We start from the raw sequence: 15159 nt of genomic DNA, 5'->3' as shown, positions 1-15159 counted from the left end.
TCCGCAGGAAGCACTATTAAATCAGGTGAATCATTGAATCAGGAAATATGCCAGATAGCTATATTGATCAAAAACAAATTTCGTCGCTGTAACTTACGTTAAATATCAAAGTTGTACATTAATTCTCGTTCTGGTTTGACAGAGCGCATAACGCGGCAAACAGGAGATTGTTACATGGGTATTGATGATGTCCATCAGCAGCTCATCGGCAGAATCATGCGGATCAGCGAGCGCGCCAGTTTCAGCCAGGTCAACGAGGAAGTCGACGAGATCAGCCATCTGCTCGGCTTCGACGGCTTTTACTACTACGGCAGGTTCTACACGGGCAGCACCCGCTATATCGAGCAGATCGAGTCCAACTACGGCACCGCGTGGCATGAGCGGTACGACAAACAGCACTATGCGGAGATCGACCCCATCGTCGACCACGCCCAGCACTCGCTCTGTCCGCTGATCTGGAGCGACGACCTGTACAAGACCGAATGCCAGCGCCGGTTCCGGGCCGAGGCACGCATCCATGGCCTGGCGGAGGGGATCACCTTGCCGGTCCACGGCAGGAACGGCGACGTGGCGTTTCTCAGCCTTGCCGTGTCCCGCTCCGACGAAGAAGCGCGGCGCCACGTGCGCGACATGTTGAACTGGGGTTCGCTGCTGGCCACGTTCACGCACGAAGCGATGCGCCGCATCGTCAAGACGCAGCGCATGGCGCCCGCGCCCAGGCTGACGAACCGCGAAGCCGAAGTCCTGAACCTGGTCGCGGGCGGGAAAAGCACGTGGGAGATTTCGCGACTGCTGAACATCTCCGAGCACGGCGTGAGCCATCACGTGCGCAACGTCCTCTTCAAGTTCGATGTCGGGAGCCGCCACCAGGCCGTCGCGAAGGCGGTCGCGTTCGGACTGCTGTAACGACACCGCACCGGCCGGTATCCGCCCCGCGCGCGACCACCTGCATGTTCAAGTACTACATGTTTGCGTAGTTCTGCGGCGGTCCGGGACCGCGCTACATTGGTCGACGCAATAGTCACCGCCGCATATCGATGCGGTGTTTCTTGAGCCTCGGCGCGCATGACGTGCCGAGGCCAGACATCCCGAGGAGCGTCAAATGTTCGAGAGCGAGTGTCGGAATCCCTGGCTGGTTCTGCGTACCAAGAACCGTCATGAAAACGTCGTCGAAAGCGTCCTGCTGGAGAAGCAGGTGCCGACCTATCTGCCGAAGCGCGCCGTCGTGAGCAGTTGCCAGGGCCGCAAACGCAAGGTCGAAGTGCCGCTGTTTCCCGGCTATGTGTTCGTGCGCCCGAGCGCGAGCCAGTACGAAGGCATGCGCTACATCCGCGGGTCGTGCGGGTTCGTGCTGGCCAGCGGCAGGCCGGCCGCGTTGCCCGAGCGGGACCTGGACGCGGTCAAGATGCTGGTGGACAGCGGCGCCGAGTTCACCGTCGATCCCGAACTCGTCGCCGGCACCAGGGTGAGGATCGTGTCCGGCGCCCTGGCGGGCGTGCACGGTGAACTCGTGCGGATCAAGAACCAGCAGATCCTCGTCGTCAACGTCGACGTCGTCGGCAGCAGCGTCCGCGTGGAACTGGACCGCAGCGCGATCGAGGCGCTTTGACTGCGCGTGCGGACGGGGCGTCCCGTCCGCACCGACTACATGTTCGTGTAGTTCTCCGCGCCGCGGGTGCAGGCTACATTTGCCACGCTGTACGCCCAGGCGCGCATTGCCTTGTCCCTTCAGCCGTAACGCACCGCGCCGCGACGTTACGCGGCGGAGCCTGTCCGCCCCAACCATCTTCGAGCATGTTTCCGATTATGACATCCCCGTCCGCGCTGCCGGCCCACCATCGTCTTCTTCTCGCGGCGTCGCTCGGATTGCTGCTGGATGGTTGCGCGGCGCAGGCGCTGGCGCAGGAAGTCGGCGGCCTTGAAGTCGGCGGCCTGGACGTCGGGGGACTGGAAGTCGACCAGGCCGGCGCGGCGGACAGCGCGGGCACGGCGGCCGCGCCCGAGTCCCCGCTGCGCGTGACGCTCGCGCACGAGCTGGCGTACAAGGCGGAACAGCCGGACCGGCTGATCAAGAACCGCACGTCGCTGCGGCTCGAATATTCGCAATTCTTCCTGGATCATTTCGTCGTCCAGTTCAGCGGCAAGACGACCGCATTCCTGGACAAGGACCACCGCCACGATGCGGAAGGACGGGATACCACGGTGTCCCAGGCCTATCTGCAGACGAGCACCGGCCAGACCAGCCTGCGCGTGGGCGTCCAGGCGCTGGCGTGGGGCGAATCGCTGCTGGCGCCGATCACCGACGTGGTCAGCCCGCGCGACAACCGGGAGCTGTTCAACTTCAACCTCGAGGAGCTGAGGATCGGCCAGCCGATGGTCGCCGTCGACCAGTATTCGAAGGTCGGGCGCTGGAGCATGTTCTGGATTCCCAAGCCGTCCTTCAACAAGAATCCCGGCCCGGGGACGGCCTATTCGTTCGACCCGTTCAAGTACCGCGCGCGGATCGAAGGCGATAACGGCGCCGAATACGGCGCGAGCTGGAAAAAAAATTTCGAGAGCTCGGACGTCACGCTGATGGCCGCCAGCCTGGTCGACAACGACTACGGCCTGGCGATGAACGCCGACGGCACCGTGACCCGGGTGAAGGAGCGGTACACGCTCGCCGGCATGTCGTTCAACTACGCGTTCAAGAGCTTCGTCCTGCGGGGCGAAGCGGCGCTGAAGTCGGCGAAGGCCTTCGACAACGGCGCGCTGCAGATCGTCAGGAAGCGCGCGTTCGACAGCTACCTGGGACTGGACTACCGCTACAGCGCGTCGCTGACCGTGGGCGTGGAACTGGTCAACCAGCACATCGCCGGCTGGACGGACGACATCCTGGGATATGCGCGCGACAACCGGTCGCTGTTGCTCAACGTGAGCAAGTCCATGCTGCACGACGACCTGACCGTCAACCTGCTGCATTTCCAGAACGGGCCGTACCGCGCGAGCGTTACGGTGCTCGAGTCCACGTACAAGTGGAACGACCACGTCACGCTGGGATGGAACGCCAGCGTGCCCGATACGAACGACCGCAGGAGCCCCCTGTGGAACGTCCGCGACCAGAAGCAGGTCGGTTTCAAGATCCAGTACCAGTTCTAGCTCATGACACGACAAGGAGAGAAAAATGACCCAGCAAGACATCTTCGGATTGATCGCCCGCCACGCGGGGGAAGTGCTGCCGCGCCTGCAAAGCCACGCGTTCCAGCGCACCGATTCGCTGAAAGAACTCGGCGCCAATTCGGTCGACCGGTCGGAAATCATCATGATGACGCTCGAATCGCTGTCGGTGCGCATCCCGCTGATCGAGATGGCGAAAGCGAAGAACATCGGCGAGCTGGCGGACATCATCCATGCAAAATGCTGATGCCGGCAGGATCGTCGTCAGCGGCCTGGGCGTAACAGCGGCCATCGGACAGGGGCAGGCCGCGTTCACGCGCGCCCTGCTGGAAGGGCGCCACCGCTTCGACGTGTTGCGCCGGCCGGGCCGGCAACTGCCGGACGCGGACTACGGCCCACCCTTCATCGGCGCGGAAATCGACGGCCTGACGATGCCGGAATCGATCGCACCGGGCCTGCTGCGCACGGCGTCGTGGTCGGCGCAGGTGGCCGTCGCGACCCTGCACGAAGCGTGGCACGACGCCGCGCTGGACCGCGTCGCGCCGGAGCGCGTCGGCCTGATCGTCGGCGGTTCCAACGTCCAGCAACGGGACCTGGTGCTCGCCCACGACGCGTACCGCGGACGCGCGGACTTCCTGCGGCCGACCTATGGCCTGTCGTTCATGGACAGCGACTTGTGCGGCCTGTGCACGCAGCAGTTCGGCATCCGCGGCCTGGCGTTCACGGTCGGCGGCGCGTCGGCCAGCGGCCAGGTGGCCGTGATCGAAGCCATCCACGCCGTCGCGTCGGGCAGGGTCGACGCGTGCATCGCGCTCGGGGCGCTGATGGATTTGTCGTACTGGGAATGCCAGGGCCTGCGCGCGCTCGGCGCCATGGGATCGGATCGGCATGCGATCAACCCTGCTGGCGCCTGCCGCCCGTTCGACCGCGATCGCGACGGCTTCATCTTCGGCGAAGCGTGCGGCGCCATCGTGGTCGAGAAGCTGGATACGGCCGTGCGGCGCGAGCGTGCGCCGTATGCGCGGCTGGCCGGATGGGCGATGCGCCTGGACGCCAACCGCAATCCGAATCCGTCCGCAGACGGGGAGATCGCCGCGATCGAGGGCGCCCTTGCCGGCGCCGGCGTCACGCCGCGCGACATCGACTACGTCAACCCGCACGGCACCGGCGCGCCGCTCGGCGACACGACCGAACTCGATGCCCTGCGCCGCTGCGGCTTGCAGCACGCCCGGATCAACACCACCAAGTCCATCGTCGGCCACGGCTTGTCCGCCGCGGGTGCCGTGGAATTGATCGCCGTGATGCTGCAGATGAAAGCGGGCCGGCTGCACCCGACGCGCAACCTCGACACGCCGATCGACCCCGGAATGCGCTGGGTCGGGGCCGAGGTCGTGCCGCACCGGATCGACAACGCCATCAATCTCAGCATGGGGTTCGGCGGGGTCAACACGGCCATCTGCCTGCAACGCCATTCCTGAACCAGACCTTTCGAGGAGTACTCATGAAGATCACCATGTTTCCCGGCCAGGGTTCGCAGTCCAAGGGGATGGGCGCCGACCTGTTCGACCGCTTCCCGCAGCTCACCGCGCAGGCCGACGACATCCTCGGCTATTCGATCAAGACGCTTTGTCTCGACGACCCGCGCGACGAGCTGGGACAGACCCGGTTCACCCAGCCCGCGCTGTACGTCGTCAATGCGCTGTCGTACTACCGCACGCTGGAGGACACCGGCCGCGCGCCGGACGTCGTGGCGGGGCACAGCCTGGGCGAATTCAATGCGCTGCTCGCGGCCGGATGCTTCGATTTCGCGACCGGCCTCAAACTGGTCGGAAAGCGCGGCGAGTTGATGGGGCAGGTGTCCGGCGGCGCCATGGCGGCGGTGATGAACGCGACCAAGGACGAGATCGAAACGAAGCTGCGCGACGCCGGCCTGCACAATGTGTACCTCGCCAACTACAACACGCCGTCGCAGATCGTCATCTCGGGGGCGTACGACGAGATCGCCAAGGCCGAGGAGCTGTTCCAGGAAGGGAAGATGCGCTACTACCCGCTGGCCACGAGCGGCGCGTTCCACTCCGCGTTCATGGCCGACGCGATGGCGCAGTTCCAGGCATTCCTGGCGGACTTCGCATTCGCCGCGCCGGCCATTCCCGTGATCGCCAACGTCACCGCGCGGCCGTACGACGTCGCGGCCATGCAGGGCACGCTGGCGAGCCAGATCGCCAGCACCGTCCGCTGGTCGGAAAGCATGCAGTACCTGATGGCGCTGGCCCTCGCGCAAGGCGAGGAAGCCGAGTTCGAGGAAGTGGGCAACGGCGACGTCCTGACCCGGATGGCTTTCACGATCAAGGGGCAGACGCCGGAAGCCCTGCTGCGCGACATCCTCGCCGCCGAAAACGTGGAAGCGCGCACGGTCGCACCGGCAGCACCGGCCGCACCCGCCGCCTCCGTGCACGACAAGGTCGCCGCATGGAACCGGGCGCACCGCATCGGCAGCCGGGTCAAATCGACGGCCGCCGGCTACGACGCGCTGGAGACGCGCACGGAGGCGATGGTCCTGTTCGGGCATCGGGCGGCCGTGTACATGCAGGGCTATAACGGCTATTTCGACCTGGACGAACTGGTCCCGGCCTGACGCACGACACCGGAGCGATCAACGATGTCCCCCAAGACCGTCTTCATGTTTTCCGGCCAGGGATCGCAGTATTACCAGATGGCCAGGCAGTTGTACGACGCGAACAGCGCGTTTCGCGGCTGGATGACCCGGCTCGACACCCTCGCTTACGACATCTCCGGCCGGCGCGTCGTGGCGGAGATCTATGCGCGGCCGAAGTCGGAGCCGTTCGACCGCCTGGCGTTCACGCATCCGGCGATCTTCATGGTCGAGTATTCGCTTGCGCAATGCCTGATCCGCGACGGCATCGAGCCAGACATCGTGCTCGGCGCCAGCCTCGGTGCGTTCGCCGCCGCGGCCATCGGGGGCTATGTGGCCGTCGAGCATGCCATCGAGGCCGTGCTGAAACAGGCGGAGATCTTCGAGCGCTGCTGCGAGGCGGGCGGCATGATCGCGATCATGGGCGATCCCGCGCTGTACGGCGAGCGCTTCCTGGCCGAGCGCAGCGAACTGGCGGGCGTCAATTTCGGCGGCCATTTCGCCGTGTCGGCCAGGCGCGCCGATCTCGAACCGATCGAAGCCGCCCTGGCGGAACGTGGCATCATGTTCCAGCGGCTGCCGCTCGGCGTCGCGTTCCATTCGCGCTGGATCGACAGCGCGCGCGAACCGTTCGCTACTCTCATGCGCACGCTGCCCACGATGCGGGGCTGCGTGCCGCTGGCCTGCTGCGAACGCGCATCCATGCTGGCCGGACTGGGCGACGGCTATTTCTGGAACGTCGCGCGCCGGCCGATCCGCTTCCTGGACACGCTGCTCATGCTCGAGCGCGGGGGACCGCACCGTTACATCGACGTCGGGCCTTCCGGCACCCTGGCGACCTTCGCGAAATACGGCATGCCGGGCACGTCGACGTCGACCGTGCACCCCATCCTCACGCCCTACGGCCAGGACACGCGGCATCTGAACGCCTTGCTCGCGCCGGCCTGACCCGGTCAAGCGTCCGAGGTCCTTTCCACGACGCCGGCGAACGCCTGGAAGCCGGCGGTCGGGACGACTTCGCGCAGCGTGACGGCCGCCGGTCCGCCCGCCGTCTTTTGCGCGCACAGTGCGAGCAGGTAGTCCGCGCCGGGACGGTATTGCCAGAAGGTCCAGCGTTCGCCATGGTCGTCCAGCGCGGGGTCGACGTCGAGCCGGACCGCGCGCGCATGCGGAAAGTGGAACGTGAACTTGTCGAGCGGGAGCGACAGGCCCATGCCGCGCGCCTTGATGTAAGCCTCCTTGAACGTCCAGTACTCGAGCAGCCGGTCGTGCACGCGCGCGGCCGGCGTGGCCGCGACGTCGGCCGCTTCGCGCGCCGAAAAGAACGCGGCGGCGATGTCCGGCGAGACGCGCCGCGCCGCCACGTTCTCCACGTCGACGCCCAGTTCGCGGTCCCGGCCCACGGCCAGCACGACGAGACCCCGCGTGTGCGACAGGTTGAAGCGCAGGCCCTGCCCATCCGGGTGACGATTGCCGATCGCGGGGCGGCCGTACTCGTTGGCGACGAATACCCAGTCACGCGCATCGACGGCCGCGTAGTGCGACAGCACGCTGCGCACGAGCGCGCGCGTCACCAGATAGCGCTTGCGGTCGTCGGCGAAATGAAAGCGTGCCTGCTGGCGGCGCTCGGCGTCGGACAGCAGCGCGCCCATGTCCGCAAGCGTGCCGGCGTCCTCGATCCCGTCGTAGAACGCCAGCCAGAGGTCGATGTCGTCTGCGCCGATTCGCAGCGCCGGAGAGATTGACATGATGTGTGCGTGCCGTCCGTGCCGGCATTCCTTGTGTGAACGGGAGCATTATGCGTCATCGCGGCGCGCTTGCCGCAAGCAACTACACGTTCGTGTAGTTCTCCATGGCCCGATGCCGCGCTAAAGTGGCGACGCTGCATGAACCACCGCCAGCACTGAGTTTCGAGTCCAGTTTGACGCACCGCCCGGTGACGTCACACGGCGGAGCCTGTCCGCATCACGGCAGCAGGCCTTCCACACCTCCCAGGAAAACCCAAGAATGGACGCGGCTGCGGCCGCCCATCCGTTCCAGCGAGAGCACATCATGATCGATCAGGACCGACTGACCGCGTGCGCGGAAAACCACCTCAAGTCCCTGATAGCCGAAGCGACGGGTGCCGCGGGCGCCGAGTTCGATGCCTTCGCGCCGTTCGGCGAGCTGGGGATCGATTCGTTCCGCGTGCTGAAGATCGTCAAGGCGCTGGAAGCGGATTTCGGCACGCTGCCCAAGACGCTGCTGTTCGAGCACTTCAACATCAACGACCTGGCCCGCTATTTCGTCGAGCACCATGCGGCGACGCTGTCGGGCAAGCTGGCGGGCGAGGGCGCCGGAGCGCCGGCCGCCGCGCCCCGCGCCGTCGCGCGGCCGGCACCTGTCGCGGCCACGCCGGCGCAGCCCGTCCTCCTGCCCGAAGCCGACGCGCATGCCGATCCCGAACTGGGCCCGCTCGTCAAGGACCTGTTCGACCGTTACAAGAACGACGGCTCGGTGTCGCGCGGCACCCGCAACATCGCGCCCAACCTGTTCATCGGCAGCGCGCGCAAGGGCTATTTTCATTATGCGCGCAGCCGCAACATCATCCTCGCCTACGGCTATACCGGACCCGCCGATTATTTCGAGGCCGTGGCGCGGGAGCTGTACGAGCACTGCGACCGCCACGGCCTGCAACTGAACATGCTCGCCGCCGAGGAACTGGCGTCGATCGGCGGCGCGGCGTTTTCGTCCACGCCGTTCGGGGTCCTGCAGCGCGTCGTCGACCTGCCGAACTTCACGCTCGACGGCAATGCGATGCGCCGGCTGCGCTACCAGGTCTCGAAATTCCAGAAGGCGGGCAGCGGCCGCACCGAGGAATTCCGCTGTGGCGCCAGCGCGGAAACGAGCCGGCTCATCGCCGACATGATCGACCGCTGGTGCGCCGGGCGCACGATGGTCAACCCGCTGATCCACATCGTCAAGGACGAGATCCTTACCGGCACGCTGAACCCGGAGCACCGGATCTTCCTCACCTACCTGGACGACGTGCTGCAGAACGTCATCCTGGTCTCGCCGCTGTGCGCGGACCTGAACGGCTACCTGATGGACCTCGAGTTCTATCACAAGGAGATGCCGCTCGGCGGCCTCGAATTCGCGATCGTGAACATCGTGCGCGCGCTGGTCGCGGAAGGCTGCCACGTCCTGAGCCTGGGCGGCACCTACGGCTGCAAGCTGGAGAATTCGGCGAACGCCGATCCGGAGGTCGACAAGATCCTGGACGAACTGCGGATGCAGAACATCTTCAACGACGAAGGCAACCTGCAATTCAAGAACAAGTTCCGCCCCGAGACCCGGACGATCTACCTGTGCCGGCCCGTCGGCAAGTGCGACCCGCACAACGTCATCGACATCATCATGATGATCGCCGATCCGGTGAAGATGCAGACGTCGGACGAGGAACACCAGCGCGCCCATGTGCCCTTGGCGCCGGTGTCGCCGGCCGTCGCGGCGGATGCGCCAACGGACGGCGCGATCGTCGGCATCGAGCACGAAGACCGCTCGTTCGTGCTGGCGCGGCACGGCTTCAACCCGCTCAACCTGCCGCACGCGGCCGTCGAATTCGACCTCAAGACGGATTCGTGGGCGCAGCTGCAGATGCCGGCCATCGACAAGCAGCTGCGGCACCTGAACGCGCAGCTGCACCAGGCGCCGGCCCTCGACCGCACGCTGCGCGAGATGGTCCCGTTCGCGCACGTCGTGCTCACCACGTCCGGCCGCAGCGCGGAGCGCGTGTTCTATCGCGCCTGGCCGAAGAAAGGCCAGGTACCGCAGAACCTGCTGTTCCCGACCACGCTGTTCCACCAGATCGACCAGGGCTTCACGCCGCTGGAACTGCCGGATCCGGCCGTGTTCCACCTCGATGCGCCGGCGGCGTTCAAGGGCGGGCTCGATCTCGACGCGCTGGCGCAATGCCTCGAGCGCGACGCCGCGCAGGTCGCCATGGTGTGCATCGAATTGAGCAATAACGCGGCCGGCGGCAGTCCGGTCGCGCTCGGCCACCTCGTGCAGGTCAGGACGCTGCTCGGCAAATATGCGATTCCCCTCGTCCTCGACGCGACGCGCGTGCTGGAAAACGCGCACTGCATCGTCGCCGACGAGCCGGATTGCGCGGACCGGTCGCTGTGGCAGGTCGTGCGCGAGATCCTGGCCCAGGCGGATGCTGTCGTCGCCAGCCTGCCCAAGGATTTCTGCGTCGACCGCGGCGGGCTGATCGCGACCAACGATGCGGCGCTGTTCGCCAGGCTGCAGGAGGTCGCGCAGGAAGAGGGCTACAGCCTGCCCGCGCTCGAACGCAAGCGCCTGGCGCTGGCGCTGGCCGATCGGGACTTCCTCGAGGCGCAGTCGCGGCGCAGGCGGGACGTCGCACGGCATCTGCGGACGGCGCTGCAGGCGCACGGCGTCCCCGTCGCCCAGCCGGCCGGCACGCACTGCGTGTTGATCGACGTGAAGCGCATCGCCGAATTCCAGGCCTTGCCGCATCCGGCCGCCTCCTTCCTCGCGTGGCTGTACGTGGCGACCGGCATCCGCGCGGCCGGGCACAACGCCGGCATGCAAAAGAACAGCGCCGTCAACGGCCTGGTGCGGCTCGCGATTCCCGTCGGGTTCAAACGCGAGCAGGCGGACGAGATCGCGCAACGTATCGGCGCGGCGTTCGCCGCAAAACGGAATATCCCCGACGTCGATGCGGCAGGCAGCGCCGGCGACATCCACGCGAACTTCAAGCTGAACGGCTATCGGGCGGCCACCAGCGCGCTCGTGACGCCGCCTGCGCTGCCGGTTGCAGTCCGCACGGCCGAACCGCCACCGTCGCAGAAGCAGCCAGCGCCGTCGCGCGACATCGCCATCGTCGGCATGGCCGGCCGCTATCCGAAAGCGGACAATCTCGCCCGGTTGTGGGACAACCTGCTGGGCGGCGCCGATTGCGTCGAAGCGATCCCGGAACAGCGCTTCGCGCAGCGGACCCATAACGCGTTCACCCGGCCCTACCGGGGCGGGTTCATCGCCGACGTCGACTGCTTCGATCCATCCTTCTTCGGCATCTCGGCAAGGGATGCCGACATCATGGATCCGCACGAGCGCCAGTTCCTGGAAGTGGCGTACGAGGCCGTCGAGGATGCCGGCTACTATCCCGAGATCCTGTGCGGCCCGGATGGTACGCGCGACGTCGGCGTGTTCGTCGGCGCCGTGTGGTCGTCCTACCAGATGATCGGGCAGGAAGAAAAGGCGGCGGGCCGCAACGTCAACCCGAGCTCCTTCCAGTGGAGTATCGCCAACCGCGTGTCGTACTGCATGAACCTGTCCGGTCCCAGCCTGACCCTCGACACCGCGTGCGCGGCCAGCCTCACCGCGATCAAGCTGGCGTGCGACGCCATCGTCAGCGGCGAATGCGTCGCCGCCATCGCGGGCGGCGTCAACCTCGACCTCCACCAGAGCAAATTCGACATCAACGCCAGCGGCGGATCGCTGTCGCCGGACGGCGTGTGCCGCTCGTTCGGCAAGGGCGCGAACGGCTATGTGTCGGGCGAAGGCGTCGGCGCGGTCCTCCTGAAGCCGCTGGCGCAGGCCATCGCCGACGGCGACCGGATCCACGGCGTGATCAAGAGCGCCGTCGTGACGCACAGCGGCCGGACCAGCGCCTACACCGTGCCGAACCCGCGCCCGCAGGCGGCCCTCGTCGCCAAGGCGCTCGAGCAGGGCCGGATCGACGCGCGCACGATCGGCTACGTCGAAGGCCATGCGACCGGCACGGACCTCGGCGATTCGATCGAGATGGCGGCGCTGGCCGACGCGTTCGGGCGCCACGGCGCGGGTGGGCAGGCGTGCGCGATCGGCTCGGTCAAGACCAATATCGGCCACCTGGAAGCGGCGTCCGGCATCGCGGGGCTGCACAAGATCCTGCTGCAGATGAAGCACCGCAAGCTGGTGCCGTCGCTGCATTCGGCGGAACTGAACGACAACATCGACTTCGCGAACTCGCCGTTCCACGTCCCGCAGCGGGTGGCCGACTGGCAGCCGAAGGAAGTCGACGGCATCCTGTATCCGCTGCGCGCGGGGATCAGCACCATCGGCATCGGCGGCACCAATGCGCACGCGATCCTGGAAGCGTACGACGCGCCGCCGCGCGCGGCGCACACGCAGGGCGACGTGGTGTTTCCGCTGTCGGCAAGGACCGCGGAGCAGCTCAGGCTCGTCGCGCAGCGCCTGCACGCCTGCCTGGCGCGGGACGACGCGCCGGACGCGCACGACATCGCCTACACGCTGCTGTATGGCCGGAAGAGCTTCGACCACCGGCTGGCGATCGTCGCGGGCTCGACACAGGCGCTGGCCGACAAGCTCGCGGCCTTCCTCGCGGGCGCGGCCGACGACGACGTCATGGCCGGCCACGTGAAGAATGCGAGCGCCGTCACGGGCCTGCTCAACGCGCGCGAGAAGCAGGAGTTCGTCAACCTGCTGGTCCAGGGGCGCGATCCGCGGCGCCTGGCGAAACTGTGGAGCGACGGCGTGATCGCCGACTGGCAGGGCGTGGACATCGGCGTGACGGGCCGGCGCGTGTCGCTGCCGACGTATCCGTTCGCGCGCGAGCGCTACTGGATCGGTGCCCCACGGGCGGCCGAGGTTCCTGCGGCAGCGCCGGTGCAGGCGATCGCGGCCCCGCCGGTGGAGGACTACCACTTCGCGGCGGCCGGCGACGCGCCGGCATCCGGCGGTCGGCGCCTGGAGCTGGACGCCGGTCGGAAGGCGCTGCTGTTCGTGCGCCACGCGTTCGCCGCCCAGCTCGGGGTGCCGGTCGCGCAGGTCGACGCCGAGGCGCACCCGATGGAGACCGGCGTCACGTCGCTGGACATGGCGCAGATGACGCAAGCGTTCAAGCAGCGCTTCGACCCGGCGTTCTCGCCCACCGCCTTTTTCGAGTGCACGACCTTGGCGACCCTGGCCGCGCTGCTGTGCCGCCGATACGCGGCCGTGTTCGACGCGATGACCGTGACGCGGCTGGAAGCGGCGCAGGGCGTGGTACCCGCCACTCAGGCACCGCGCGGCGCGGAGTCGGCAACGTCGACCGTATCGCATGTCGACGACGGCGCGTCCGAGCTGTCGCGCCCCGGCGCCGGCGTCGCGCCGGTCACCGCGGACGCGCCGCGCGTCGTGCTGCTGACCGGCGCCACCGGTTTCCTCGGCATCCACGTGCTGTCCGAGTGGCTGGCCCGCAGCGAGACGGTGCGCGTGGTCTGCCTGGTGCGCGCGCAGGACCGGGACCACGGCCTCGCGCGCCTCCGCCTGCAAGCGGAACAATACGAGCTGCCGCTCGACGAGAGCCGCATCGACGTGCTGTGCGGCGACATCAACCGGCCCGCGCTGGGCCTGGCCCCGGCCGAATGGGACCGCTGCGCGCGGGACGTCGACCAGATCGTCCATGCGTCCGCCCACGTCAACCACATCGAGGGCTACGCGACGTTCCGCGAATCGACGCAGGGCATGAAGGAGATCGTGCGGCTGGCGTTCAGCGCCCGCCTCAAGCTCGTGCAGTTCGTCTCGAGCACCGCGGCCTGCTTCCACAAGGCCGGCGACGAGTTCTCCGTGTTCGAGCAGGAGGCGTTCATCGCGGATGGCGGCGCGGTCTACGGCGGCTACGGCCAGTCGAAATGGGTGCAGGAGACCTTTCTCGCGCGTGCCGCTGCCGACGGCCTGCCGTACGTGATCTACCGTTTCGGCGAGCTGTCCGGTTCGAGCCGCACCGGCATCGGGCAGACGGACGACATGCTGCACCGGCTGCTGCAGATGCGGCTCGCCATCGGCTGCCGCGAAAAGATTTCGAGCGACGTGCTGGACATGGTGCCGGTCGACGTCGCGGCCCGCCTCATCGTCGGCGCCGGCCACGCGCCGGCACTGTGGAACCGCATCGTCCACGCCACCCACCTCAAGCCGTACAGCTTCGCCAACCTGTACCGGCGCGCCCAGGCCAGCGGCCTGCAGTTCGCCCCGGTCACGCGCGAGCAGTACCTGTGCCGCTGCTACGACTTCGTCCGCTACGTCTACTCGGTCAGCCCGGTGCACGGCTTCGTCCTCGAATGCGTGCTGCGCGACGCGGAGGGGTCTGTCCGCAAGCGCAAGATCATGGACGGCTATTTCGCCGTGCTGTTCCCGTTCGCACAGGACAACTTCAAGCACGCGCTGCAGGTCCTCGACGTGGCCCTGCCCGACTGGCCGTCGCTGCTGGACCGCTACTTCAGCTGGTGGAACCGCGACGGCTGCGGCTTCCTGAAGCGCATCTACGACTACCAGAAATGGACCCAGGCGGCAGCGGCCGTGCTGGACATCGATACCGAAACGACAGTGGAGGACGTCAGTGAAGCGTAACAAGGTTCTGGTCACCGGCGGCAACGGCCACGTCGGCAATACCCTCGCCAAGCGCCTGTGCGACCGGGGATACGAGGTCCGCGTCACCGTGCGCAATCCCGAGGAGGCCGCCGGCTTCGGCATCTTCGACGGCTATCCGGTCGACGTCCACCAGGCCGACATCCGCGACGAGGCGGCCGTGCGCCGCGCGATGACGGGCATGGACGGCGTATTCCAGGTCGCCGCGCTGTACCACTACGACGAGCAGGGACATGGCCATGGCATCGTGGCCAACAATACGGAAGGCAGCCAGACCGTGTTGCGGCTCGCGGCCGAACTCGGGGTGGGGCGCGTCGTCATGACGAGCAGCATCGCCGCCGTCGGCTTCGGCGGCAGCCCGCAGCAGCCGCTGACCGAAGAGGACTGGGCCGATCCGGCCGATCCCTATTGCCGCTCGAAGCTGGAGAGCGAGCTGGCGGCGTGGACCTATGCCGAGGAGCGCGGCCTGGACCTCGTCGCGCTGTGCCCCAGCATCATCCTCGGGCCGAACTTCTACAAGCACACGCCGAGCACCGTCAACATCGGCGCGCTGGTCAACAACCAGGTGCCGTTCCGCGTGCCCGTGCAACTCAGCGCGGTGGACGTGCGCGACGTGGCCGACGCCCACATCCTCGCCTACGAAAACGCGGCGGCGCGCGGGCGCTACCTGGTGACGGGCACGCACGTGCCGGACCTGGTCGACTCCGTGGCCGCGCTCGACCCCGACATGCTGGTCCCGCAACGCACGCTCACGCTCGACGAGGCGCGCGCGCTCGCCGACAAGGCCGGCATGCCGGTCGAACTGGTCGGGCAGCCTTACCGCTATTCGGACAGCCGGATCCGGACCGAACTGGGTTGGCAACCGCGGCCGGTCGAGGAAACGCTGCACGACACGATCGCCTGGATCAAGTCCAGGGAACTGTAGACCACGGGGA

The 15159-nt window shown here is 67.2% G+C and carries 10 protein-coding genes; 9 read left to right on the top strand and 1 reads right to left on the bottom strand.

Annotated features, from left to right (window positions below; genetic code table 11):
* Positions 1-174: 174 nt before the first annotated feature.
* From ISF28_RS22850 to ISF28_RS22820, 7 genes are all read left to right on the top strand, one after another.
* On the top strand, positions 175-906 hold the full coding sequence (locus ISF28_RS22850) for a helix-turn-helix transcriptional regulator (RefSeq protein WP_198119475.1): 732 nt from the start codon (positions 175-177) through the stop codon (positions 904-906).
* Between the two features lie 196 nt (positions 907-1102).
* On the top strand, positions 1103-1609 hold the full coding sequence (locus ISF28_RS22845; RefSeq protein ID WP_198119474.1) for a UpxY family transcription antiterminator: 507 nt from the start codon (positions 1103-1105) through the stop codon (positions 1607-1609).
* A 197-nt stretch (positions 1610-1806) separates the two neighbouring features.
* Positions 1807-3138: a DUF1302 family protein gene (locus ISF28_RS22840; RefSeq protein ID WP_198119473.1), complete on the top strand. Its 1332-nt coding sequence runs from the start codon at positions 1807-1809 to the stop codon at positions 3136-3138.
* Between the two features lie 25 nt (positions 3139-3163).
* Positions 3164-3403, top strand: a complete 240-nt coding sequence (locus tag ISF28_RS22835) for an acyl carrier protein (RefSeq protein WP_198119472.1) — start codon at positions 3164-3166, stop codon at positions 3401-3403.
* The gene (locus ISF28_RS22830) at positions 3390-4634 is read left to right on the top strand and encodes a beta-ketoacyl synthase N-terminal-like domain-containing protein (RefSeq protein WP_198119471.1); all 1245 of its coding nucleotides are present in this window, start codon (positions 3390-3392) and stop codon (positions 4632-4634) included. Before ISF28_RS22835 ends, ISF28_RS22830 begins: the two co-directional genes overlap by 14 nt.
* Before the next feature lie 23 nt (positions 4635-4657).
* Complete coding sequence (fabD, locus tag ISF28_RS22825; protein WP_198119470.1) at positions 4658-5791, top strand: ACP S-malonyltransferase; 1134 nt, start codon at positions 4658-4660, stop codon at positions 5789-5791.
* A 24-nt stretch (positions 5792-5815) separates the two neighbouring features.
* Complete coding sequence (locus tag ISF28_RS22820; RefSeq protein WP_198119469.1) at positions 5816-6757, top strand: acyltransferase domain-containing protein; 942 nt, start codon at positions 5816-5818, stop codon at positions 6755-6757.
* 5 nt (positions 6758-6762) lie between these two features.
* Here the strand turns inward: ISF28_RS22820 and ISF28_RS22815 are convergent, their stop codons facing one another.
* On the bottom strand, positions 6763-7557 hold the full coding sequence (locus ISF28_RS22815; RefSeq protein WP_198119468.1) for a 4'-phosphopantetheinyl transferase family protein: 795 nt from the start codon (positions 7555-7557) through the stop codon (positions 6763-6765).
* 259 nt (positions 7558-7816) lie between these two features.
* Here ISF28_RS22815 and ISF28_RS22810 point away from each other — a divergent pair, with 259 nt between their 5' ends.
* A complete protein-coding gene (locus ISF28_RS22810; RefSeq protein ID WP_198119467.1) occupies positions 7817-14206 on the top strand; it encodes a thioester reductase domain-containing protein in 6390 nt (2129 codons plus the stop codon).
* A complete protein-coding gene (locus ISF28_RS22805) occupies positions 14196-15149 on the top strand; it encodes an NAD-dependent epimerase/dehydratase family protein (protein ID WP_198119466.1) in 954 nt (317 codons plus the stop codon). The genes ISF28_RS22810 and ISF28_RS22805 overlap by 11 nt, the downstream gene beginning before the upstream one ends.
* The last annotated feature ends 10 nt before the right edge of the window (positions 15150-15159 follow it).

The organism is Massilia rhizosphaerae (assembly GCF_016093545.1).
Lineage (GTDB): Bacteria > Pseudomonadota > Gammaproteobacteria > Burkholderiales > Burkholderiaceae_D > Telluria > Telluria rhizosphaerae.
Note: the sequence above shows the minus strand (reverse complement) of the source record. Positions and strands in the feature narration are given on the sequence as shown.